This is a genomic window from Escherichia sp. E2661 (assembly GCF_004745185.1).
Taxonomy (GTDB): Bacteria; Pseudomonadota; Gammaproteobacteria; order Enterobacterales; family Enterobacteriaceae; genus Escherichia.
Genome location: NZ_PDIG01000033.1, coordinates 1 through 20,657, shown reverse-complemented (window position 1 = coordinate 20,657; position 20,657 = coordinate 1). Strand labels below are relative to the sequence as shown.

The following is a 20,657-nucleotide window of genomic DNA, read 5'->3' as shown; positions in this document are numbered from 1 at the left end:
ATGAGACTTTCAATCTCAGGTTTGGCCTGGAATATAACCAATGATGATTCTATCTGTCACCTACTACATTCCAGACAGATTGATGCAATAGATATTGTCCCTGGGAAATACTTCCCCAATCCGTTAGATGCTAGTGAACGCGAAATATTTGCCGTTCGTAATTACTGGCATGACAATGGAATTTCATTAGTTGGTATGCAATCATTATTATTTGGAACCCAAGGGTTAAATCTTTTTTCAACCAACGAAGTACAAAAAAAAATGTTGGTTCACTTACAGGCTATCAGTCGTATTGCTGCTGGTTTAGGAATTCCAGCATTAGTGTTTGGATCACCTAAAAACCGCGACCGACAGGGATTATCAGATAGTATCACTCTTGAAACTGCAATAAATTTCTTTAATCATCTTGGTGATATTGCACGGCAAGAAGGCGTTTATTTTTGCCTTGAACCTAACCCAGTCTGTTACGGGGCAAACTTTATGATTGACAGTGCTGAAACTGCTTTTGTTGTTCGGCAAGTAAATCACCCAGCAATTAAAATGCAGCTGGATACTGGTGCCATCATAATTAACAAAGAAAATATTAATGATATCCTTCAGCAAGACGCTGACATTATAGGTCATATTCATCTCAGTGAACCAGATCTGGCTCCTTTAGGCTGTAGTGGTGCGAACCATACACATATTGCTAATGCTCTCTATCACGCATTACCGAACTCTATTGCAACAATCGAAATGCTCGATCCACAAAATAAGCATTCGCTTTCCTCTATTGAGGATGCTCTTGATTTCGCAATTTCTCATTATCGCCAGTAGAAAGGGGGAATAGCATGAAGTGGCTCATTTTAATTCTTGGCATATTTTCTAATGCCTCGGCCAGTGTTCTTATAAAATTAGCAATAACCCCTCCCAGAAGGCTCCCAAGTCTGGCTGAACCTCTTGCCGCGCTTGCAAATTGGCCATTATGGTTAGGGATATTTCTATATGGAATTGCCTTTTTGTTATATGCTGTTACACTGGCATTTTTACCTTTGAATGTAGCACACCCAATACTGACCTCTGGTGCAATTGCCTGTGTCGCATTATTCTCTGTCATTATTTTCCGCGAACCAGTTTACTGGTCTACCATTACTGGAATTCTGTTGGTGATGAGTGGTGTCGCCCTTATTACCCTTAAAGTTAAGTAAACATTATGACTGAATTCATATCTCAAACACTTCGCGCCAAATGGCAAGTCCCTGCCTACGAAAACCAAATGTGGCTTGGTAAAAAACACAATTATTGCGTCGTTATCCCCGTAATTAACGAAGGCAATCGTATACATAACCTATTAGCAAGAATGGCTGCCATAAATGTATCAACTTATGCGGATATAATTATTGTTGATGGTGGTAGCACCGATGGTTCTCTGAATCCCAATATCCTACAGGAAAAAGGCGTTCGTGGTCTAATACTGAAAACAGCACCGGGTAAGCTAAGCGCACAGCTAAGATGTGCCTATGCTTTTGCTCTTGAGCGAGGTTATGAAGGCATTGTGACTATTGATGGAAATGACAAGGATGATCCTGTAGCTATTCCACAATTTATCACAGCTCTAAAAAAATGGTGTACATTTCGTCCAAGCGTCTCGTTTCCTTAATGGTGGTTTAGCAGAAAATACTCCTCTCACCCGAGATATTGCAATACGTTTTATCCATGCGCCTATGCTTAGTTTCTTTTCAGGATTTAAATGGACAGATACCACTCAAGGATTTAGGGGTTATAGTAGTAAAATGTTGCTTGACGAGCGTGTTGCACCGTTCCGAGATATTTTCTCATCTTATGAACTACTGGCATATCTTTCATACCGAGTCCCACAACTTGGTTATCGTTGCTTAGAAATTCCGACCATTCGTCGTTATCCTAAAGGTGAAATACCTACAAAAATAAATGGAATCAAAGGAAATTTTTCCGTATTGATTGTCTTATTTAAAGCGTGTTTTGGATTTTATAATCAGAGAAAAGAAAAATGAAAAATATAAACATCAGCAGTTATATTATTTTAATAATATTTGGCATGCTAATTTTGGCTATGCGTTATACGACTCCAATCATCAACCCTTGGCTTTATGCGGAAGATGGCGTCTGGGTTGCTAATGCATTGAATCATGGTTGGCTAGAAACCTTCATTAATGCCAGAGAAGATTATTTTGTATTCTTTAATATTTTCTTTTTGTTTGTATCAACATCAATCAGCAGTATTATAAGCGGGAGCCCATTATTACTTCTTCCGCAATCCCTGGCTATAGTATCGTATTTTTTCTATAGTCTAATGGCCGTTATGGCTTTTCATTTAATCATTAAAATATCCAATCCATTATTTTCTATTTTAGCATACTTCATAGCTCTCTTATTGCCTTTAGGTCATTCTCAATCTGAAAATATCGGTCATTTGCTACAAATTGGTTTTTATATGCCAGCTATAGCGAGTGCTCTTATTATACAGAGAGAGTACGTCAATAAAAAAATTGCCAAAATTATTATTGACATAATGATCTGGTTAACTGCCGCAACAAACCCAGTCGTATTTATAATTGTAGGGGTTTATTATTCCTTCAAGTTATTGAATGTTAAAAATAAATATATTTTAATTAAGGATATGCTACCTTTAGCAATATCCATGGTCATATTAGCTTTATTTATACTTCCTCGAATCAACGGTTCTGGTGGACTTGGTGACGCTGGCTACAACCCTAATAACATTATTGAAATGGTAACGGCTCGACTGCTACTTTATCCATTTGTATTTCCGTGGTACGAAAAATTAAATGATTCAATATCGATAACCCTATCATTTGTATATATTTATTTTTTGTACAACAATTATTTTTAAAACTAAAGATATAACAATAAAAAGACATTTACTTACTTTAGCGATCGCACTTTTTTATCTGTCTTGTTTCGACTGTTTTTGGTAGAATCGGTCTTAGCGATCTCCTGAATAACTATCAAACTACATTTCCAGATAGATATTTTGTAGGAACAAACTTTCTCTCTATCTTATTGTTCATAGCATGTTTATCTCAATGTAATTTCTCAAAGCCAATCAGTTATTTATCTTATTTTATTTCCGGAGTGTTATTGTGTATTTATATTGTGAATGCAGACATAATATCAGAAAGTGAAATGGCGAAGAAAAACATTTTTTTTTTAAATGATCATTTTTATTATTCAATATGTCACGCTGAAAAAAATTGATAACGCAAATTCAGCCATACAAATCAAACCAGCAAACTGGGTTATGATTGTTCCAACAAAATTAATTAGCGAAATTCACTGCCACTAAAGTATTGCATGATTTATGCCCCGAAGCAGGGGCTTTAATTTTACTGGTCACTTAATACAAATGACCAGAAACTTAGCGATTCTTTTTTTAGCCGATACAGACTCAGAACTTCTTTTTACTTTCCAGATTCAGCTCTTGTATCGTCTTAACTGCTTTGTCCTGATAACGGTCATCTTCCTGTATTTTATATTGAATGGCATCCAGACAGACGATAGAACTTTTCCAGTGGACGTTGTTGCCACTGGTTTAACTCAGAAATGGCCTTATTTGTCATGGCGATGATGGTCATAGCGGGCACGCTTAAAGCATATAAATCTTCAATCTCACTGCAGAGACCCTGCAGCGTCCCCCAAGCACAACAAGAGAATGATAATCCGTTCGAGCTTATCGGGGAACGTTATCTGGCGCCTTTTCACTAATTGGGAGTCAACCGAGTGATTAGAGTCGCGTGACGTAGTCCATTCGAAACTGCCCGTTGTGGCTTTAATAATCTTTTACTGGAACCGTTTTTAGATCTGGCTTCCAACTACTGAACCAGACGAGAGCCAAATTCCGCAGTCAATGCAGCTGAGGTTAACTGTTCGATTAAATGGTCTAAAATGCCGTCTTCATCCGTTAGCTCCGGACTGAAGCACCTAAGGGTTTTATCAAAATCGAAGGGCCGGTACATACGTCATTCCTTTCTGAATGCAATTTACTGAAATGCCATAGAATTTCTAACACTCTCTTTTTTCGTGTTTGTACACAATTCTATGCAAAGACCTTTTATCGGAAATGACGTAAAAACGGCCACTAACTCAACAATAACGATCATGTCCAGCCGATTGCTCTAAAGTGGCATTATATGTTCACGAAATGGATGGTCACAGGTGAACAATCTCTTCAGTTGGTGCTCTGAACACCTGCCATTAAAATTTTCGCTCCACTACCGCCTTCCATACCCCACCATAAAGCGAATCATCAATCCGCAGGCTGGTGCAAGAAACATAAATATTCCCGTGACCAACTCATTGCCACTGGTTAACCACATCGTGGAGTAATAAATGAGTGCGGCAAGGATGACCATGCCGAAGAATGAAGAGACAGCAGAAACTACATTTAATACCTGACCGATATATCCGCTAACGCAGACGATACACAGGGCGAGAAACATCCATAAATAAATCATAGCTCAACCTCCTGCCGTGCTAAAAAAACGTGTTACTTCAATTACTCCAATAGTAAGACAATTCTTAACCACTGGCAATTTCAGCAAAATATTAATAAAAACAATACATTATCGATATGACTATAAATCACTGAAAAATATTCACTTGAGCAATAAATAATCACTAGCTGAAAATAATCAGCTAGTGATAAAATAGAAATACCGCATTCATGCTCCTCGTGGTTATGTCCTGACTAGTCTTTACACTCTTTACAGGAACCATTGTCGTACATGATGGCCCAATCAATTGAGTGTACCGCTGTAGACATGGAATCTTCTGCGATACAACAATTCGTATCTACAGAAGGTAACTATGTTTCCACAATGCAAATTTTCCCGCGAGTTCCTGCATCCTCGCTACTGGCTGACGTGGTTTGGTCTTGGCGTACTCTGGCTTTGGGTACAACTTCCTTACCCTGTTCTGTGCTTCCTTGGCACGCGTATCGGCACAATGGCCAGACCGTTCTTGAAACGTCGCGAATCCATTGCCCGCAAAAACCTTGAGCTTTGTTTCCCGCAGCTTTCCTCCGAAGAGCGCGAGAAGATGATTACCGACAACTTTCGCTCGCTCGGAATGGCGTTGGTAGAAACCGGAATGGCGTGGTTCTGGCCAGATCGTCGCGTGCGTAAATGGTTTGATGTCGAAGGGCTGGATAACCTGCAACGCGCGCAAATGCAAAATCGTGGCGTGATGGTTGTCGGTGTGCACTTTATGTCGCTGGAGTTGGGTGGCCGCGTAATGGGGCTTTGCCAACCGATGATGGCAACTTACCGTCCGCATAATAATCAACTGATGGAATGGGTACAAACCCGTGGTCGCATGCGTTCCAATAAAGCGATGATCGGTAGAAATAATCTGCGCGGCATTGTCAGTGCACTGAAAAAAGGTGAAGCCGTATGGTTTGCACCTGACCAGGATTATGGTCGTAAAGGTAGCTCCTTCGCGCCGTTCTTTGCGGTAGAAAATGTTGCTACAACCAATGGCACCTACGTTCTCTCTCGCCTCTCTGGCGCAGCTATGCTAACTGTGACGATGGTACGAAAAACCGATTATAGCGGTTACCGTCTGTTTATTACGCCAGAAATGGAAGGCTATCCGGCTGATGAAATTCAGGCCGCCGCCTATATGAACAAAATTATTGAGAAAGAGATTATGCGCGCACCAGAGCAGTATCTCTGGATCCATCGCCGCTTCAAAACGCGTCCGGTGGGTGAAGCCTCGTTATACGTTTAACAAATAACCCAGGCTTTTTCCCTCCTCAGATAAGCCATAATAACATCATGGTTTTTATGGCTTTTTTCTTAAGATTTTTCCCTTCGCTGAATCGTGAATTATTACTTCCAGAAATCAATCTGTCGCCGATATGCGACACTCGTAAGTTACTAAAAGTAAATAAGAAAATGCCACTTGTTTCGATTTAGTTTTAGGCGTACATTAGCGCCGTCTCGAGCCAATATGCTCAGAATTCTGAGGTGATGCCCGCGGGTGTCAGCTCACTGTAACAGGTGTAATGAAGTCATTCAGGCGTAACAGTAATTACGCGGAGAGATGTAAAGTGAAATATTTCTTTATGGGCATTTCTTTTATGGTCATCGTTTGGGCCGGTACTTTTGCCCTGATGATCTAAAAGTAAACTGCGAAACGAAAAACAGGAGCCATCAGGCTCCTGTTTGCATTTCTGGCGATGGTGTTTATTCCGCGTTTTCGTGAATATGTTTGCTGCTGGCGGGCAGTAAGCCGTCAGCGCGGAACATCGCTTTAATTCCACGAATCGCCTGACGAATACGGTCGCAGTTTTCAATCAGCGCAAAGCGTACATGCGTGTCGCCGTAGTCACCAAAGCCGATGCCGGGTGAGACACAAACCTTCGCTTCGTTAAGCAGCTTCTTGGCAAATTCCAGCGAGCCCATTGCCGCATACGGTTCCGGGATTTTCGCCCAGACATACATCGAGGCTTTCGGCATTTCAACCATCCAGCCCGCTTCATGCAGCCCTTTTACCAGCACATCGCGACGACGCTTATACTGTTCAGCAATATCACGCACACACTGCTGATCGCCTTCCAGCGCCGCGATGGCGGCAACCTGTAATGGCGTAAAGGTGCCGTAATCGTGATAGCTTTTGATGCGCGCCAACGCGCTGACCAGTGTTTTATTGCCGACCATAAAGCCGATACGCCAGCCCGCCATATTGTAGCTTTTCGACAGCGTAAAGAACTCGACCGCTACGTCACGTGCGCCCGGCACCTGCATGATTGACGGCGCTTTCCAGCCATCGTAGACGATATCCGCATAGGCCAGGTCATGGACCACCAGTACATCGTAGCGTTTCGCCAGCGCCACTACTTTTTCGAAAAACTCCAGTTCCACGCATTGCGCGGTTGGGTTTGACGGGAAGCCAAGGATCATCATCTTTGGTTTCGGATAACTTTCACGAATAGCGCGTTCCAGTTCGTTGAAGAAATCGACACCTTCCACCAGCGGCACTGAGCGTACCTGCGCCCCGGCAATCACCGCGCCATAAATATGAATGGGGTAGCTTGGATTCGGCACCAGCACGGTGTCACCGTGATCCAGCGTCGCCAGCATCAGGTGCGCCAGCCCCTCTTTCGAACCGATGGTGACGATGGCTTCTGATTCCGGGTCGATTTCAACGTCGTAACGTTCCTGATACCAGCGGGAAATCGCGCGACGTAACCGAGGAATACCGCGTGAGGTGGAGTAACCGTGTGTGTCCGGTCGCTGCGCCACAGTACATAATTTTTCGACGATATGCGGCGGAGTCGCACCGTCTGGGTTACCCATGCTGAAATCGATAATATCTTCACCGCGCCGACGCGCAGCCATTTTCAGTTCAGCGGTAATGTTAAAAACGTAGGGCGGGAGACGATCAATGCGCGTAAAGCGACGTTCAGGGCGAGTGTCAGCCATAATTTCCTCAGATTAACGTTAGCGCCCGGACCGTCCGAGCGACGCTGCCACGATGGTGGCTGTTTTGAAAATAGCCTGATTAATTTCTGTCTGTCCAGCGTTTTGGAAAATTTTTATCAATGCGAAAAAAGAGGAACAAAACCTTAAAAACAGGAAAGTCAGATTCGCCAACAAGAAATTATCACCCATTGTATTAACAATATAATTTCAATAAATTTACCTATTAGCTTGATGCTGACAAGAGATGTATTGCCAGTACACCATTTATCTTTCAATCCCCTTTTAAATTTGTGGTTTTTCCTCAAAAGTAGCGCACTGGTCATCAGCCTTCAGGTTACCTATCATAGAGGTTTAAACCTTATTCAGAGTCACCCGTGCACGAAATATTCAACATGCTGCTGGCGGTCTTCGATCGGGCAGCGCTAATGCTTATCTGCCTGTTTTTCCTCATTCGTATCCGCCTGTTTCGCGAGCTGTTGCACAAGTCGGCGCACTCAGCGAAAGAGCTGCTCGCTGTTACCGCCATTTTCTCGATGTTCGCCTTGTTCAGCACCTGGTCCGGCGTACCGGTGGAAGGTTCGCTGGTTAACGTGCGTATTATTGCGGTGATGTCGGGCGGGATTCTGTTTGGCCCGTGGGTAGGCATTATTACCGGGGTAATTGCGGGTATTCATCGTTATTTAATTGATATCGGCGGCGTGACGGCTATCCCCTGCTTTATCACCAGTATTCTGGCGGGATGCATCTCTGGTTGGATCAACCTGAAAATCCCTAAAGCACAGCGTTGGCGCGTCGGTATTCTCGGCGGCATGCTCTGTGAAACGTTGACCATGATTCTGGTGATTGTCTGGGCGCCGACCACTGAGCTGGGGCTGGATATCGTCTCCAAAATCGGTATCCCGATGATCCTCGGCAGTGTCTGTATCGGCTTTATTGTGTTGCTGGTACAAAGTGTTGAGGGCGAAAAAGAGGCCAGCGCCGCGCGGCAGGCCAAGCTGGCGCTGGATATCGCCAACAAAACGCTGCCTCTGTTTCGCCATGTCAATAGCGAGTCATTACGCAAGGTCTGCGAAATTATCCGCGATGACATTCACGCTGACGCGGTGGCAATCACCAATACCGATCATGTGCTGGCGTATGTCGGCGTGGGCGAACACAACTATCAGAATGGCGATGACTTCATTAGCCCGACTACCCGCCAGGCGATGAATTACGGGAAAATCATTATTAAAAACAATGATGAAGCCCACCGCACACCAGAGATTCATTCCATGCTGGTGATCCCATTGTGGGAGAAAGGCGTGGTGACCGGAACACTGAAAATTTACTACTGCCACGCGCACCAGATTACGTCATCATTACAGGAAATGGCGGTCGGTTTGTCGCAAATCATCTCTACCCAACTGGAGGTTTCTCGCGCCGAGCAGCTACGGGAAATGGCAAATAAGGCAGAGCTTCGCGCCCTGCAAAGCAAAATTAATCCCCATTTTCTGTTTAACGCTCTGAACGCTATTTCATCGTCGATTCGTCTGAATCCAGACACTGCTCGCCAGCTAATCTTTAATTTGTCGCGCTATCTGCGCTATAACATTGAATTAAAAGACGATGAGCAAATTGATATCAAAAAAGAGCTATACCAAATTAAAGACTATATCGCCATTGAGCAGGCCCGCTTTGGTGACAAGCTGACGGTTATCTATGATATTGATGAAGAGGTGAATTGCTGTATTCCCAGTCTGCTGATCCAGCCGTTGGTGGAGAACGCCATTGTCCACGGTATTCAGCCTTGCAAGGGAAAAGGGGTTGTCACCATCAGCGTTGCGGAGTGCGGTAATCGGGTCCGTATTGCGGTAAGAGATACCGGGCATGGCATCGATCCAAAGGTGATTGAGCGGGTCGAAGCGAATGAAATGCCGGGCAATAAAATCGGCCTGCTGAATGTGCATCATCGCGTGAAGTTGTTATATGGCGAGGGGCTGCATATCCGCCGCCTGGAACCAGGAACGGAAATTGCGTTTTACATTCCTAACCAACGCACCCCTGTCGCCTCACAGGCTACGTTATTGCTTTGAGCCGGAGTGATATTGTGAAAGTCATCATTGTTGAAGACGAATTCCTGGCACAACAGGAACTTAGCTGGCTTATTAAAGAGCACAGCCAGATGGAGATTGTCGGCACCTTTGACGACGGTCTGGACGTGTTGAAGTTTTTGCAGCATAACCGCGTCGACGCCATTTTTCTGGATATCAATATTCCGTCGCTGGATGGCGTGCTGCTGGCACAAAACATCAGCCAGTTCGCCCATAAGCCGTTTATTGTGTTTATCACCGCGTGGAAAGAACATGCGGTGGAAGCGTTTGAACTGGAGGCGTTTGACTACATTCTCAAACCGTATCAGGAGTCACGGATTACCGGGATGCTGCAAAAGCTGGAAGCCGCCTGGCAGCAACAACAAACCAGCAGTACGCCCCCTGTGCCGTTAACGCGTGAGAATGACACCATCAATCTGGTGAAAGATGAACGCCTCATCGTGACGCCGGTCAATGATATCTACTACGCCGAAGCGCACGAGAAAATGACCTTTGTCTATACGCGGCGTGAATCTTATGTGATGCCAATGAACATCACCGAGTTTTGCAGCAAACTGCCGTCGTCGCACTTTTTCCGCTGCCATCGCTCGTTTTGCGTCAACCTGAACAAAATCCGCGAGATAGAACCGTGGTTTAATAATACCTATATTCTGCGGCTGAAAGATCTGGATTTTGAAGTGCCAGTCAGCCGCAGCAAAGTTAAAGAATTCCGCCAGTTAATGCATCTGTAATCGGGAACTTTCATGAAAGCAGCAGGCTTGCCCGCCGATCAACAATTTTTCGCCGATCTGTTCAGCGGCCTGGTGCTTAACCCGCAACTGCTTGGGCGCGTCTGGTTTGCCTGCCAGCCCGCCTCGCTGCCGGTGGGTAGTTTATGTATTGATTTTCCCCGACTGGATATTGTGCTGCGCGGCGAATATGGCAATCTGCTGGAAGCAAAGCAGCAGCGTATGGTGGAAGGAGAAATGCTGTTTATTCCGGCGCGCGCGGCTAATTTACCGGTCAACCACAAACCGGTAATGCTGTTAAGCCTGGTGTTTGCGCCGACCTGGCTGGGGTTATCGTTTTACGATAGCCGCACCACGTCGTTGTTGCATCCGGTTCGCCAGATCCAACTTCCCAGCCTGCAACGCGGCGAAGGTGAAGCAATGCTTACCGCCCTCACCCATCTCAGCCGTTCGCCACTGGAGCAGAGTATCATTCAACCGTTGGTGTTAAGTTTGCTGCATCTTTGCCGCAACGTGGTCAACATGCCACCGGGCAATTCGCAACCGCGCGGCGATTTTCTCTACCACAGCATTTGTAACTGGGTTCAGGATAACTACGCCCAACCACTCACCCGCGAGAGTGTGGCGCAGTTTTTTAATATCACGCCCAATCATCTGTCAAAACTGTTTGCGCAGCATGGGACGATGCGTTTTATCGAGTATGTTCGCTGGGTACGAATGGCAAAAGCGAGGATGATTTTGCAAAAATATCATCTGTCGATTCATGAAGTGGCGCAGCGTTGCGGGTTTCCGGATAGCGACTATTTTTGTCGCGTTTTCCGGCGTCAGTTTGGTCTGACGCCGGGAGAGTACAGCGCACGTTTTCAGGGCTAACTTCAGAAGGTTAATTCCGTTTCCAGCAGCGTCAGAATACTTTGTGCATCTTGCGCGGCAAACAGCGACTGGCGGAAGTTTTTATTCATCAGTTTACGCGCCAGCTGCGAGAAGACTTTCACATGATTCATCCCTTCGTTAGCACCCAGCGTCAGCATGATCACCAGTTCGACTTCGCCCATTTCTGACTGCCAGTCAACCGGTTTCACCAGCCGGGCAATGCTGATACTAGAATGACGGATCCACTGAGATTTAGTGTGCGGGATCGCCACGCCAAAACCGACGCCAGTGGTAACAATCTCTTCCCGCTGCCAGACATCTTCTTCCAGCTCGAACGGATGTTCAGTACGCCCGTTAACGCCGAGGTTGCCGCACAGAAACTGAATCGCCTGCTCTTTATTGCTAAAGTCCTGATCAACAAAGATATTCTCCAGCGCCAGCAGTGGGCGAACGTCTTCTTCCGGCGTAAACGCGGTGAGTAACGCTTCAATTTCCTGCGCGCTGCGGCATTCACATGCCTGACGCGCCAGTTCCCGACACGCTTCGCTATCCAGTTGACGAAGCTGGCTTTTCACCGCCGGAATGCGTGGGCTACTCATGCTTAACTCGTCCAGGTCCAGCCCAAGCAGAAGCGGCAGATAACGGCTTTCACCGCCCAGTTCACCGCAAATACCTACCCATTTGCCCCGCTGATGCGCAGTGGTAACTATCTGCTGCAACATGCGCAGAAACGATGGCGAGATCGGATTATATAGCGGCGATACGCGCGGGTTATTACGATCGACCGCATACAGATACTGGGTCATATCGTTGGAGCCGATACTGAAGAAATCGACCTCATCGCAGAAGTGATCGATGATGTAGCACACCGACGGCACTTCCACCATGATCCCCAGCGTAATCGTCTCTGCATGACGCAGGCCATCGCGCTTAAGCTCAACGATCGCTTTTTGGATCTCACCTTTCACCCATAAGATCTGATCAAGGCTGTGGACCATCGGGATCATCAACTGGGCGTTGCCGAAACTGGCAGCGCGCAAAATCGCCCGCAGTTGAGTGCGGAACAGGCCAGCAAATTCCGGATAAATACGTACCGCGCGATAGCCGAGGAACGGGTTCTCTTCCTGGGGAATGTTGAGGTAAGGAATACTTTTATCACCGCCGATGTCCATCGTGCGGAAGATAATCGGTTTGTCGCCCGCCGCCAGTAATACCTGCTGGTAGGCTTCAAATTGCTCCTGTTCGTCCGGCGCGCTGTCACGATCCATATAGAGCATTTCGGTACGGAACAGCCCGACGCCTTCCGCGCCGTTAGCAAACGCGCCTGGGGCTTCCAGAGCAGTGCCAATATTCGCCGCAATATCAATACGCTTGTTATCACGGGAATAGGCCAGCTGCGCGGCGGCCTGCGCCTGTTGCTGCTGGCGTTTATCCGCCAGTGTCTGCGCAACCTGATAATAACCACTCACCGCGTCATCAGGATTTACCGCCAGTACGCCGCACTGGGCGTCAAGCACCGCCGGTTGTCCGGCATAACGGGCAATCGCATCCAGCGGCAGACCGCTAAGAACGGGGATCGCCGAGGCGCGGGCCAGAATCAGGGTATGCGAGGTGCGCCCGGTTTTCTCCAGAATCATGCCCGCAAGATTTTTCAAATCGAGGCTCAAAAACTGGCTTGGGGTTAAATCTTCAGCCACCAGAATGGTCGGTTTTTCCAGCACCAGATTATTACGCGGCTTCAGTTCCGGCCAGGTGATATGCAGCAACTGTTCGCTAATATCACGAATGTCGCTGACCCGCTCGCGCAGATAATCGCTGGCAGAGGCAGAAAGCTTGTCGCAAACCTGCTCCATATTGCTGATGATCGCCGCTCCCAGCCCCTGATGCTGTTCTGTCATCAGGCGACGGATATTGCCCGCGAATTCATCATCCTGAATCAGCGACAAATGGGCGCTTAGGATGGTTTTGCTTTCGCCGTCGCGCTCGCGCAGCTGCTGGTTCAGTTGCTCGGCAAGCGTTGCCAGGCTGTGTTCCAGCCAGGTGGAGTCTTGCGCACTAGCCGGGATTGCCCGATAACTGTCGAGGCTGTTGCTCTGTAACAGAGTCAGCGTACCCACGCCGACGCCGCTTGCCAGCACATTGCCGTACAGTAAATCAGGATTCAGGCGGCTTAATGAACGCGGCAGTGGATGCGCCGTCAGTTCTGCCTGCGTCGGCTGGACGCTGTCGCTGTCGATAAAGCGAACCTGGATGTACTCTTCCAGCACGCGCCGCGCCTGCTCTTCATCGCTGCCGCTAATGTTCAGGCTGCAACTGTCATTAAATAAGGTGCCGGTGCCAATCAGCGCCAGCGAACTTTTGGCATCCGCCTTCGCGTTCTGGCGATGGTTGATGAAGGTGATTTCGCTTTGCCACTGGCTGCACTGTTCTTTAAGTTCCCACGCCGGACGGGCATGAAGACCGTTAGGCAAAGGACAGAGAAATTGAATCGTTAGCATAACCGCTCCGGGTTAATCAGGAGATCATCTGAAATCCGTCAGTTGAACAACCGTCTCACGGGTAAGACGTTGAATAAGGGCAGATAAAAGCTGCTGCATCTGCAAAATGTCGCGGCAGTCGGCAATCGATGCGGCGCAATGTCCATGGCGGGTTGCTGGCCCCATCACCACTGTGGGTACGCCAGTGCCAGTTAAGTGCACCGCCCCACCGTCCGTGCCACCGTTACTGAACATATCCGCCTGTAACGGCACGCCAATTTCTGCCGCCACGGTTTCGATCCAGGCGGTGAGTTTTGGCGGCGCAATCAGCGACTTGTCGCTTAACACCAGCATCGGCCCGTTACCAATCTGGCGATGGTTAGCCGCGCCATAATCAAAGTTTTTCGCCCAGCAGGCGGTATCGAGCACAATAGCGACCTCCGGCGACACCGCACGGGTGGCAGTTTGCCCGCCGCGTAAGCCCACTTCTTCGCTGGAACTTGCCACCAGCCACACTTCCGCAGGCAGTTCAGCGTCGTGCAGCTCGCGCAGCAAAGTCACCAGCAGGTAGCAACCGAGGCGATCATCAAAGGCTTTCCCCATCACCCGCTGGTGAGGGAGAACCTGAAAAGTAGTATCAAACGTGACGCGATCGCCTGGACGAATTCCCGCCTGCATCACTTCGTCATACGAGCGCGCACCAATGTCCACGCGCATGGCGCTGACATCATTCCCCTGCCGGTCGCCATCAAGCAGACCGGGAATTTTGCACTCTTCACGGGTAGTGATCCGCACCGACTGCAGCTGGCGGGCAGCCATGCGCACGTTGCCAACCGGCAGCACATCAATCGCCCCTTCGTGGGAGATGCTGCGCACCATAAATCCCACTTCATCCATATGCGCACAGATCATCACCTTCGGACCTGTCGATTCATTGAGGCGGATCAGCACCGATCCCAGACCGTCAAATCGCACTTCTTTTTGCAGGCGATCCGCTTCTTCCAGCAGGATCTGCCGCACTTCCTGTTCCGAGGAGGCGATCGCATCTGCCTCGCTCAACGCTTTTAATAGCGATAAATCCATTATGCCTCTCCCGTGAGCAACACTGTTTTCGGCATGGCGTAGAGCACTTCTGCGCCTTGCGGGGTGACCAGCACAACATCTTCGATGCGCACGCCCCCTTGCCCTGGCAAATAAATCCCCGGCTCCACGGTCAGTAACATGCCTGGCTGTAGCGTCGTGGTGTCCCGCGGTGAAAAGCGCGGATCTTCATGTACTTCAATGCCGATAGCATGACCGGTGTTATGACCGAAATAGTCGCCATAACCGGCTTCTGTAATGACCCGGCGCGCGGCATCGTCAACCTGCTGGCAGCGCACGCCGGGGCGAATCGCGGAGATTGCCGCCAGCTGTGCTTGCAGGACAATCTGATACACGTCAAACAGCGGGTGAGATTCGGCGCTCACCCCTTCGCCATTCACCAGCAAGGTGCGCGTCATATCAGAGCAGTAACCCTGATACAGCGCACCGAAATCGAGAGTGACAAACTCGCCTGCTGCAACAATCTTGTCGCTGGCTTTACCGTGCGGCAGCGCCCCACGCCAGCCGCTGGCGACAATGGTGTCAAAAGAGGCTTTTTCTGCGCCCTGCTGGCGCATAAACCACTCCAGTTCAGCGGCTATCTCGCATTCGCTCATCCCCGCCTGAATAAAGCGGCGAATATGCTCTGCGCCACGATCGGCAATCCCACAGGCGAGGCGGATTTTCTCCACCTCTTCTGGCGTTTTGATTTGCCGCAGCACATCCGGCGTGGCGCTTACCAGCTTCGCATTGAGTTCAGACTGCCAGCGGTGCGCGGTTTCCCAACTCACCTGCTGGCCTTCAAAACCGAGCGTTTGCAACTGCTCATCGGCAATGATTTGCCTGACGATGGTGGCAAGCGTGTGCATCGCGTCGAGCAAATGCAGCTGGTAACCTTGCGTGCGGGCTTCTACATCCGCGTAATAGCGCGAGTCCACCAGAATGTGCGCACTCTCACGGCTAATCACCACATAACCTGATCCGGTGGAGATCCCCAGATGCGGCTGTTTGTTCTGCCGTGAGGAGAGAAGCACCGCATCCAGTTGTTGCGCCTTAAGCCAGTCGCGCAGCGAAGCGAGTAATGTCATCTGGATTTTTCCTTCTTACAGGCTATCGATTAACAATTTGCCTTTGCGGAACATCATCAGACGCAGGAACACCACCATCAGTGCAGTAATGATTGCTCCCAGCGCGATCCCCGCCATATAGACGCCCAGATTAGTGACCAGCGGCCACGCCCAGATAGCGGATTCCGGGAACCATTGCACTGCACCCAGCCAGACAGCAGCGGTGGAACCGACAATCGCGCCAACCATATAGGACGGAATGGCGGTGATGGGGCTTTCCAGCGCAAACGGAATCGCACCTTCACTGATCCCCATAAACGCCAGGAACATCGCGGTTTTACCCTGCGGATAAAGCTGGGCGTTGAACAGGCGTTTGCCGGTTAAACGACGGTCGATAATGGTCGCCAGACCCAGACCAATCGGCGGAATAACGATAGCGATAGAACGCGCGGTGACTGGTAATACATGGTCAGTGGTAAAGCTGAAGGCGACGAAACCAGCTGCTTTGTTGATTGGACCACCCAAGTCGATTGCGGTCGCCGCAGCAATGCCCATTGCGTACATCAGCGCGCCCTTCTCACCTGCGGCAGTCAGCACGGTACGGATACCGCCGTTGATCCAGCCACCAAATGGGGTGATGACGTAGTACATCGCCAGCATGACAAAAATGGCGGAAAGAATCGGTAGCAAAAATGTGGTTTTGAACGCTAACAGGAAATCCGGTAACTGGATTTTCTGGTTCATCCATTTCACGAGGTAACCCGCGACGATAGAAATAATCAGCGCACCAATGAAGGTAGACGGGACTGGTGAAGAGGTCGCCCACTGCATAGTGCTGGGATCAAAGTTCAGCAGTTGCGTGGGCTGGGTAGACATCAACCCGCCGATAAACCCAGCCGGGAACGCCAGTTTTCCGCCAATAGAGTTCGCCACAAAAGCGGCAAACATCGGAATGGCAAAGCCAAACAGCACGCCGCCAAAGGACTGCGACAGCCAGGCAAATTTCAGTAAGGAGAGGTCGAAACCGGAAAATTTCCCGCTATTAAGAGCATCCATAATGCCGATGTCTGCGGGAATTTTAAGCCAGCTATAAGCAATCAGCTGGCTGAAAGCGAGGATCACACCGCCCATAATTAAGGTCGGCACCATGCGTGAAATCCCTGACATCACATGCTGCGGGAGTTCACCACAGAAGCTGGTTTTAGAGGCCTGCGGATTCTTAACTGCCGCTGCCGCACCGGATGCGCCAGGCACAACGGTTGCACTGCGTTTTTTAATGGCCATAATAATTATCCCTGTCGAATATTACTGTTGTTCAGCGGCAATCATCTCTTCGATTTCTTTGATGATGCCCGCAGCGTTTTTAATTGCGTCCTGCAAAGTGATTTCATAAACGTCGCGTGATTCGAAACGTTCGTTATCTTCTGGTGTTACTGCCACGGAATGAATGATGATGGTCGCTTCGGCGATATCCTGCGCCGTCAGGCGGTTCTGGATACCATCCGCGCCCTGAGTTTCAATTTTCACTTCATAGCCGGCTTCCACCGCCGCTTCTTCCAGCGCCTGGGCGGCCATAAAGGTGTGAGCCAGGCCCATTGGGCAGGCACATAAGGCAATCAGTTTCTTACTCATCGTTATTTCCTCGTTCGTTTATAGTTGACGAATGAAATTATGAACGTGCAAAACAAATTGCCGTTACCAGATAAATAATGCATTTACTGGAGAATTAATCCCGTAGTGCGGAAGTGTGACGCAGGTCGGCCTTGTGAGGAGACACAAAGAAAAATTGAATTAACTGTTTGATTTAAAAGATTATCGGGAGAGTCACCTCCCGATATGACAGGAAGGATTTACAGAATGTGGCCTAAGGTCTGGCGTAAATGTGCACCGGAACCGAGAAGCCCAGGGTTATCGTGCACAATTAAATAGACCGGAATATCATGAACATAATCTTTAAAGCGCCCTTTGTCTTCAAAAGCGGCACGGAAACCGGAGGCTTTGAAGAACTCAAGGAAACGCGGAACGATACCGCCCGCAATATAGACGCCGCCAAATGTTCCGAGATTGAGCGCCAGATTGCCGCCAAAACGCCCCATAATGACACAAAACAGTGACAACGCGCGGCGGCAATCAGTGCAACTGTCGGCCAGCGCGCGTTCGGTAATATCTTTTGGCTTGAGATTTTCCGGCAGGCGGTTGTCCGCTTTCACAATCGCGCGATACAAATTCACCAGTCCAGGGCCAGAGAGCACGCGTTCAGCCGAGACATGGCCAATTTCCGCGCGCAGTATTTCAAGGATAATGGCTTCTTCTTCACTGTTTGGCGCAAAATCAACGTGACCGCCTTCACCAGGCAGGCTTACCCAGCGTTTATCGACATGGACCAGATGTGCAACCCCAAGCCCTGTCCCGGCACCGTACACCGCGACAGGTTTACCTTCAACCGGTTCTGCGCCGCCAAACTGGATCAGATGCTCTTTTTTCAGCATCGGGATCGCCATCGAAACCGCCGTAAAATCGTTAATAATCTCCAGGTGGCTAAAACCGAGATTCTTTTTCATTTCGGCAATCGAAAACGCCCAGGTGTGGTTGGTCATTGCCACCCAGTCACCGGTAATTGGGCAAGCGATGGCGATGCAGCCATCTTTCACCTCGACTTTATGCTCTTCAAGATAAACGCGAATGACCGCTTCCAGGCTGGGATAATCAAGCCCTGAATAGGTTTTAGCCTGCGAGATTTCACCACTGGCAATATCACACAGAGCAAGACGTGCGTTAGTACCGCCCACATCACCGACTAATGCATACTTTGTCATTCTTCAACTGCTCCGCTAAAGTCAAAATAATTCTTTCTCACACTGTAAGTTCATGGGGGCATAACAACAACGCCGTAGAGGCGGGCTCCCTGTAAATATCGATCTAGGTCACACATTTACTTTATCGTTTCAGCACCAATTGCAGCGATGTCTTTATGCAAGCTGGGCAAACTAAATATCTGAACCCGCATAAAGGAATAGAACATGCTCCATCCGCGAGCCAGAACCATGTTGTTATTATCGCTCCCCGCTCTGGCAATTGGGATTGCGTCCAGTCTTATTCTGATGGTGGTAATGAAAATCGCCTCGGTATTACAGAATCTGCTCTGGCAACGACTGCCGGGAAGTCTGGGGATAGCCCAGGATTCACCGCTCTGGATCATCGGAATTTTAACGCTGACAGGGGCTGCTGTTGGGCTAGTCATCCGTTTCAGCCGGGGTCATGCCGGGCCGGATCCTGCCTGTGAAGCGCTGATTGGCGCGCCCAGTCCCCCCCTCTCGCGCTACCAGGACTGATCGTAGCATTAATTCTCGGTCTTGCGGGCGGCGTCAGTCTTGGGCCGGAACATCCCATTATGACCGTCAATATCGCCCTCGCGGTGGCGATTGGCGCGCGTCTGTTACCACGAGTGAACCGGATGGAGTGGACTATTTTAGCCTCTGCAGGCACCATCGGCGCACTGTTTGGCACTCCTGTTGCGGCGGCGTTGATATTTTCGCAAACCTTAAATGGCAGCCACGACGTTCCACTTTGGGATCGTCTCTTTGCGCCGTTAATGGCAGCGGCGGCTGGCGCACTAACCACCGGATTGTTTATCCATCCTCATTTTTCGCTGCCCATTGCTCATTACGGACAGATGCAGTTAGCAGACATCATCAGTGGTGCAATTGTGACGGCGATCGCCATTGCGGCAGGTATGGTTGCAGTGTGGTGTTTCCCACGGGTGCACGCGATGATGCATCAGATTAAAAATCCGGTCCTCATGCTGGGGGTTGGCGGCTTTATTCTCGGTATTCTGGGTGTTATTGGTGGGCCTGTTTCGCTATTTAAAGGGCTGGACGAGATGCAGCAGATGGTGACAAATCAGGCTTTCAGCACCAGCGATTACTTATTGCTGGCGGTAATCAAACTTGCCGCCCTGGTCATTGCCGCCGCCAGCGGGTTTCGCGGCGGGCGAATCTTCCCGGCGGTATTTGTCGGCGTAGCGTTAGGTTTGATGCTGCATGCGCACGTTCCCGCCGTTCCAGCGGCCATTACCGTTTCCTGCGCGATTCTCGGCCTCGTACTGGTGGTAACGCGCGATGGCTGGCTAAGTTTGTTTATGGCGGCGGTCGTTGTACCTGATTCCACATTGTTACCGCTACTGTGTATCGTCATGCTTCCGGCATGGTTATTACTGGCAGGTAAACCGATGATGATGGTGAATCGTCCAAAACAACAGCCACCCCACGATAACCTTTAGCAAAAAATGCTCTCCCTTATGATTTAAGAGTTATGGCGATGAAACGGGGCTTTACCTCCCCGTAATATTGCGTTAACAGGCCGCTGACGGCTTCGATCGTGAAGGAGAATAACAATGTTCAGGTCACTGTTTCTGGCGGCCGCCCTGATGGCATTTATCCCGCTTGCAGCAAACGCAGGTGAAATTACCTTACTGCCATCAATTAAATTACAAATTGGCGATCGCGATAATTATGGTAACTACTGGGACGGCGGCCACTGGCGCGATCGTGACTACTGGCACCGTAATTATGAATGGCGTAAAAACCGCTGGTGGCGTCATGATAATGGCTATCACCGTGGCTGGGATAAGCGTAAAGCGTATGAGCGTGGCTATCGCGAAGGCTGGCGCGACCGTGATGATCATCGCGGAAAAGGCCGTGGACATGGGCATCGTCATTAAACACATTCGCTAATGGAGCGCAATGCCTGATGCGACGCTTGCGCGTCTTAGCAGGCCTACAAACCCACTTCATTTAACGCGTAGGGCGGATAAGGCGTTTTACGCCGCATCCGCCAGTGGTGCCTGATGCGACGCTTCATTCAACTACAGCCACCATCG

At 49.0% G+C, this 20,657-nt stretch carries 19 protein-coding genes and 1 pseudogene; 12 read left to right on the top strand and 8 right to left on the bottom strand.

Features of this window, described 5'->3' with window-relative positions:
* The 5 genes from CRI63_RS15915 to CRI63_RS15900 all read left to right on the top strand — a co-directional run bounded on the left by CRI63_RS15915 (window position 1) and on the right by CRI63_RS15900 (window position 2,872).
* A complete protein-coding gene (locus CRI63_RS15915; protein ID WP_135520070.1) occupies window positions 1-816 on the top strand; it encodes a TIM barrel protein in 816 nt (271 codons plus the stop codon).
* 14 nt (window positions 817-830) lie between these two features.
* Window positions 831-1,187 (top strand): multidrug transporter, encoded by a 357-nt coding sequence (locus tag CRI63_RS15910; protein ID WP_130216894.1) that lies wholly within the window; start codon window positions 831-833, stop codon window positions 1,185-1,187.
* 5 nt (window positions 1,188-1,192) lie between these two features.
* Window positions 1,193-1,639: a glycosyltransferase gene (locus CRI63_RS24430; protein ID WP_240782260.1), complete on the top strand. Its 447-nt coding sequence runs from the start codon at window positions 1,193-1,195 to the stop codon at window positions 1,637-1,639.
* Window positions 1,640-1,703: 64 nt separating this feature from the next.
* The gene (locus tag CRI63_RS24425) at window positions 1,704-2,012 is read left to right on the top strand and encodes a hypothetical protein (RefSeq protein ID WP_240782757.1); all 309 of its coding nucleotides are present in this window, start codon (window positions 1,704-1,706) and stop codon (window positions 2,010-2,012) included.
* On the top strand, window positions 2,009-2,872 hold the full coding sequence (locus CRI63_RS15900) for a hypothetical protein (RefSeq protein ID WP_240782756.1): 864 nt from the start codon (window positions 2,009-2,011) through the stop codon (window positions 2,870-2,872). The genes CRI63_RS24425 and CRI63_RS15900 overlap by 4 nt, the downstream gene beginning before the upstream one ends.
* A gap of 1,378 nt (window positions 2,873-4,250) precedes the next feature.
* Here CRI63_RS15900 and CRI63_RS15895 read toward each other — a convergent pair.
* Complete coding sequence (locus CRI63_RS15895; RefSeq protein ID WP_130216891.1) at window positions 4,251-4,493, bottom strand: YfdY family protein; 243 nt, start codon at window positions 4,491-4,493, stop codon at window positions 4,251-4,253.
* Window positions 4,494-4,845: 352 nt separating this feature from the next.
* Here CRI63_RS15895 and lpxP point away from each other — a divergent pair, with 352 nt between their 5' ends.
* Complete coding sequence (gene lpxP, locus CRI63_RS15890; protein WP_064526419.1) at window positions 4,846-5,766, top strand: kdo(2)-lipid IV(A) palmitoleoyltransferase; 921 nt, start codon at window positions 4,846-4,848, stop codon at window positions 5,764-5,766.
* Window positions 5,767-6,088: 322 nt separating this feature from the next.
* A complete protein-coding gene (gene ypdK / locus CRI63_RS15885) occupies window positions 6,089-6,160 on the top strand; it encodes a membrane protein YpdK (RefSeq protein WP_010723117.1) in 72 nt (23 codons plus the stop codon).
* Window positions 6,161-6,224: 64 nt separating this feature from the next.
* Here the strand turns inward: ypdK and alaC are convergent, their stop codons facing one another.
* On the bottom strand, window positions 6,225-7,463 hold the full coding sequence (alaC, locus tag CRI63_RS15880) for an alanine transaminase (RefSeq protein WP_135520069.1): 1,239 nt from the start codon (window positions 7,461-7,463) through the stop codon (window positions 6,225-6,227).
* 374 nt (window positions 7,464-7,837) lie between these two features.
* Between alaC and ypdA the strand changes: the two genes are divergently transcribed.
* The 3 genes from ypdA to CRI63_RS15865 are packed head-to-tail and all read left to right on the top strand — an operon-like array spanning window position 7,838 to window position 11,154.
* Window positions 7,838-9,535 carry a two-component system sensor histidine kinase YpdA gene (gene ypdA, locus CRI63_RS15875; protein WP_130207334.1) on the top strand — a complete coding sequence of 566 codons (1,698 nt, stop codon included), beginning with the start codon at window positions 7,838-7,840 and terminating at the stop codon, window positions 9,533-9,535.
* A gap of 14 nt (window positions 9,536-9,549) precedes the next feature.
* Window positions 9,550-10,284, top strand: coding sequence for a two-component system response regulator YpdB (ypdB, locus tag CRI63_RS15870; RefSeq protein ID WP_135404672.1), 735 nt, complete (start codon window positions 9,550-9,552; stop codon window positions 10,282-10,284).
* 12 nt (window positions 10,285-10,296) lie between these two features.
* Window positions 10,297-11,154 carry an AraC family transcriptional regulator gene (locus tag CRI63_RS15865; protein ID WP_130257442.1) on the top strand — a complete coding sequence of 286 codons (858 nt, stop codon included), beginning with the start codon at window positions 10,297-10,299 and terminating at the stop codon, window positions 11,152-11,154.
* A gap of 2 nt (window positions 11,155-11,156) precedes the next feature.
* Here the strand turns inward: CRI63_RS15865 and ptsP are convergent, their stop codons facing one another.
* The 6 genes from ptsP to glk form a co-directional block, all read right to left on the bottom strand.
* Window positions 11,157-13,652 (bottom strand): phosphoenolpyruvate--protein phosphotransferase, encoded by a 2,496-nt coding sequence (gene ptsP, locus CRI63_RS15860; protein WP_135520067.1) that lies wholly within the window; start codon window positions 13,650-13,652, stop codon window positions 11,157-11,159.
* A 24-nt stretch (window positions 13,653-13,676) separates the two neighbouring features.
* A complete protein-coding gene (gene ypdE, locus CRI63_RS15855) occupies window positions 13,677-14,714 on the bottom strand; it encodes an aminopeptidase (RefSeq protein ID WP_135520065.1) in 1,038 nt (345 codons plus the stop codon).
* A complete protein-coding gene (ypdF, locus tag CRI63_RS15850) occupies window positions 14,714-15,799 on the bottom strand; it encodes an aminopeptidase (protein WP_135520063.1) in 1,086 nt (361 codons plus the stop codon). The genes ypdE and ypdF overlap by 1 nt, the downstream gene beginning before the upstream one ends.
* Before the next feature lie 15 nt (window positions 15,800-15,814).
* Window positions 15,815-17,062 (bottom strand): PTS fructose transporter subunit IIC, encoded by a 1,248-nt coding sequence (locus CRI63_RS15845; RefSeq protein ID WP_135520061.1) that lies wholly within the window; start codon window positions 17,060-17,062, stop codon window positions 15,815-15,817.
* Window positions 17,063-17,083: 21 nt separating this feature from the next.
* On the bottom strand, window positions 17,084-17,410 hold the full coding sequence (locus tag CRI63_RS15840) for a PTS fructose transporter subunit IIB (RefSeq protein WP_000038455.1): 327 nt from the start codon (window positions 17,408-17,410) through the stop codon (window positions 17,084-17,086).
* A gap of 218 nt (window positions 17,411-17,628) precedes the next feature.
* On the bottom strand, window positions 17,629-18,594 hold the full coding sequence (gene glk, locus CRI63_RS15835) for a glucokinase (RefSeq protein ID WP_130216883.1): 966 nt from the start codon (window positions 18,592-18,594) through the stop codon (window positions 17,629-17,631).
* Between the two features lie 204 nt (window positions 18,595-18,798).
* On the opposite strand from glk, the pseudogene CRI63_RS15830 reads away from it, so the two are divergent.
* Window positions 18,799-20,057, top strand: a pseudogene (locus CRI63_RS15830) (ion channel protein).
* 114 nt (window positions 20,058-20,171) lie between these two features.
* Window positions 20,172-20,498 (top strand): DUF2502 domain-containing protein YpeC, encoded by a 327-nt coding sequence (ypeC, locus tag CRI63_RS15825; RefSeq protein ID WP_130216879.1) that lies wholly within the window; start codon window positions 20,172-20,174, stop codon window positions 20,496-20,498.
* Window positions 20,499-20,657: the final 159 nt, after the last annotated feature.

Coding starts and splice junctions, on each gene's coding strand:
- CRI63_RS15895 (WP_130216891.1), bottom strand. CDS start 4,493: ATGATTTATTTATGGATGTTTCTCGCCCTGTGTATCGTCTGCGTTAGC.
- CRI63_RS15865 (WP_130257442.1), top strand. CDS start 10,297: ATGAAAGCAGCAGGCTTGCCCGCCGATCAACAATTTTTCGCCGATCTG.
- ypdE (WP_135520065.1), bottom strand. CDS start 14,714: ATGGATTTATCGCTATTAAAAGCGTTGAGCGAGGCAGATGCGATCGCC.
- lpxP (WP_064526419.1), top strand. CDS start 4,846: ATGTTTCCACAATGCAAATTTTCCCGCGAGTTCCTGCATCCTCGCTAC.
- ypdF (WP_135520063.1), bottom strand. CDS start 15,799: ATGACATTACTCGCTTCGCTGCGCGACTGGCTTAAGGCGCAACAACTG.
- CRI63_RS15900 (WP_240782756.1), top strand. CDS start 2,009: ATGAAAAATATAAACATCAGCAGTTATATTATTTTAATAATATTTGGC.
- CRI63_RS15840 (WP_000038455.1), bottom strand. CDS start 17,410: ATGAGTAAGAAACTGATTGCCTTATGTGCCTGCCCAATGGGCCTGGCT.
- CRI63_RS15915 (WP_135520070.1), top strand. CDS start 1: ATGAGACTTTCAATCTCAGGTTTGGCCTGGAATATAACCAATGATGAT.
- ypeC (WP_130216879.1), top strand. CDS start 20,172: ATGTTCAGGTCACTGTTTCTGGCGGCCGCCCTGATGGCATTTATCCCG.
- CRI63_RS15910 (WP_130216894.1), top strand. CDS start 831: ATGAAGTGGCTCATTTTAATTCTTGGCATATTTTCTAATGCCTCGGCC.
- CRI63_RS24425 (WP_240782757.1), top strand. CDS start 1,704: ATGCTTAGTTTCTTTTCAGGATTTAAATGGACAGATACCACTCAAGGA.
- ptsP (WP_135520067.1), bottom strand. CDS start 13,652: ATGCTAACGATTCAATTTCTCTGTCCTTTGCCTAACGGTCTTCATGCC.
- alaC (WP_135520069.1), bottom strand. CDS start 7,463: ATGGCTGACACTCGCCCTGAACGTCGCTTTACGCGCATTGATCGTCTC.
- glk (WP_130216883.1), bottom strand. CDS start 18,594: ATGACAAAGTATGCATTAGTCGGTGATGTGGGCGGTACTAACGCACGT.
- CRI63_RS15845 (WP_135520061.1), bottom strand. CDS start 17,062: ATGGCCATTAAAAAACGCAGTGCAACCGTTGTGCCTGGCGCATCCGGT.
- CRI63_RS24430 (WP_240782260.1), top strand. CDS start 1,193: ATGACTGAATTCATATCTCAAACACTTCGCGCCAAATGGCAAGTCCCT.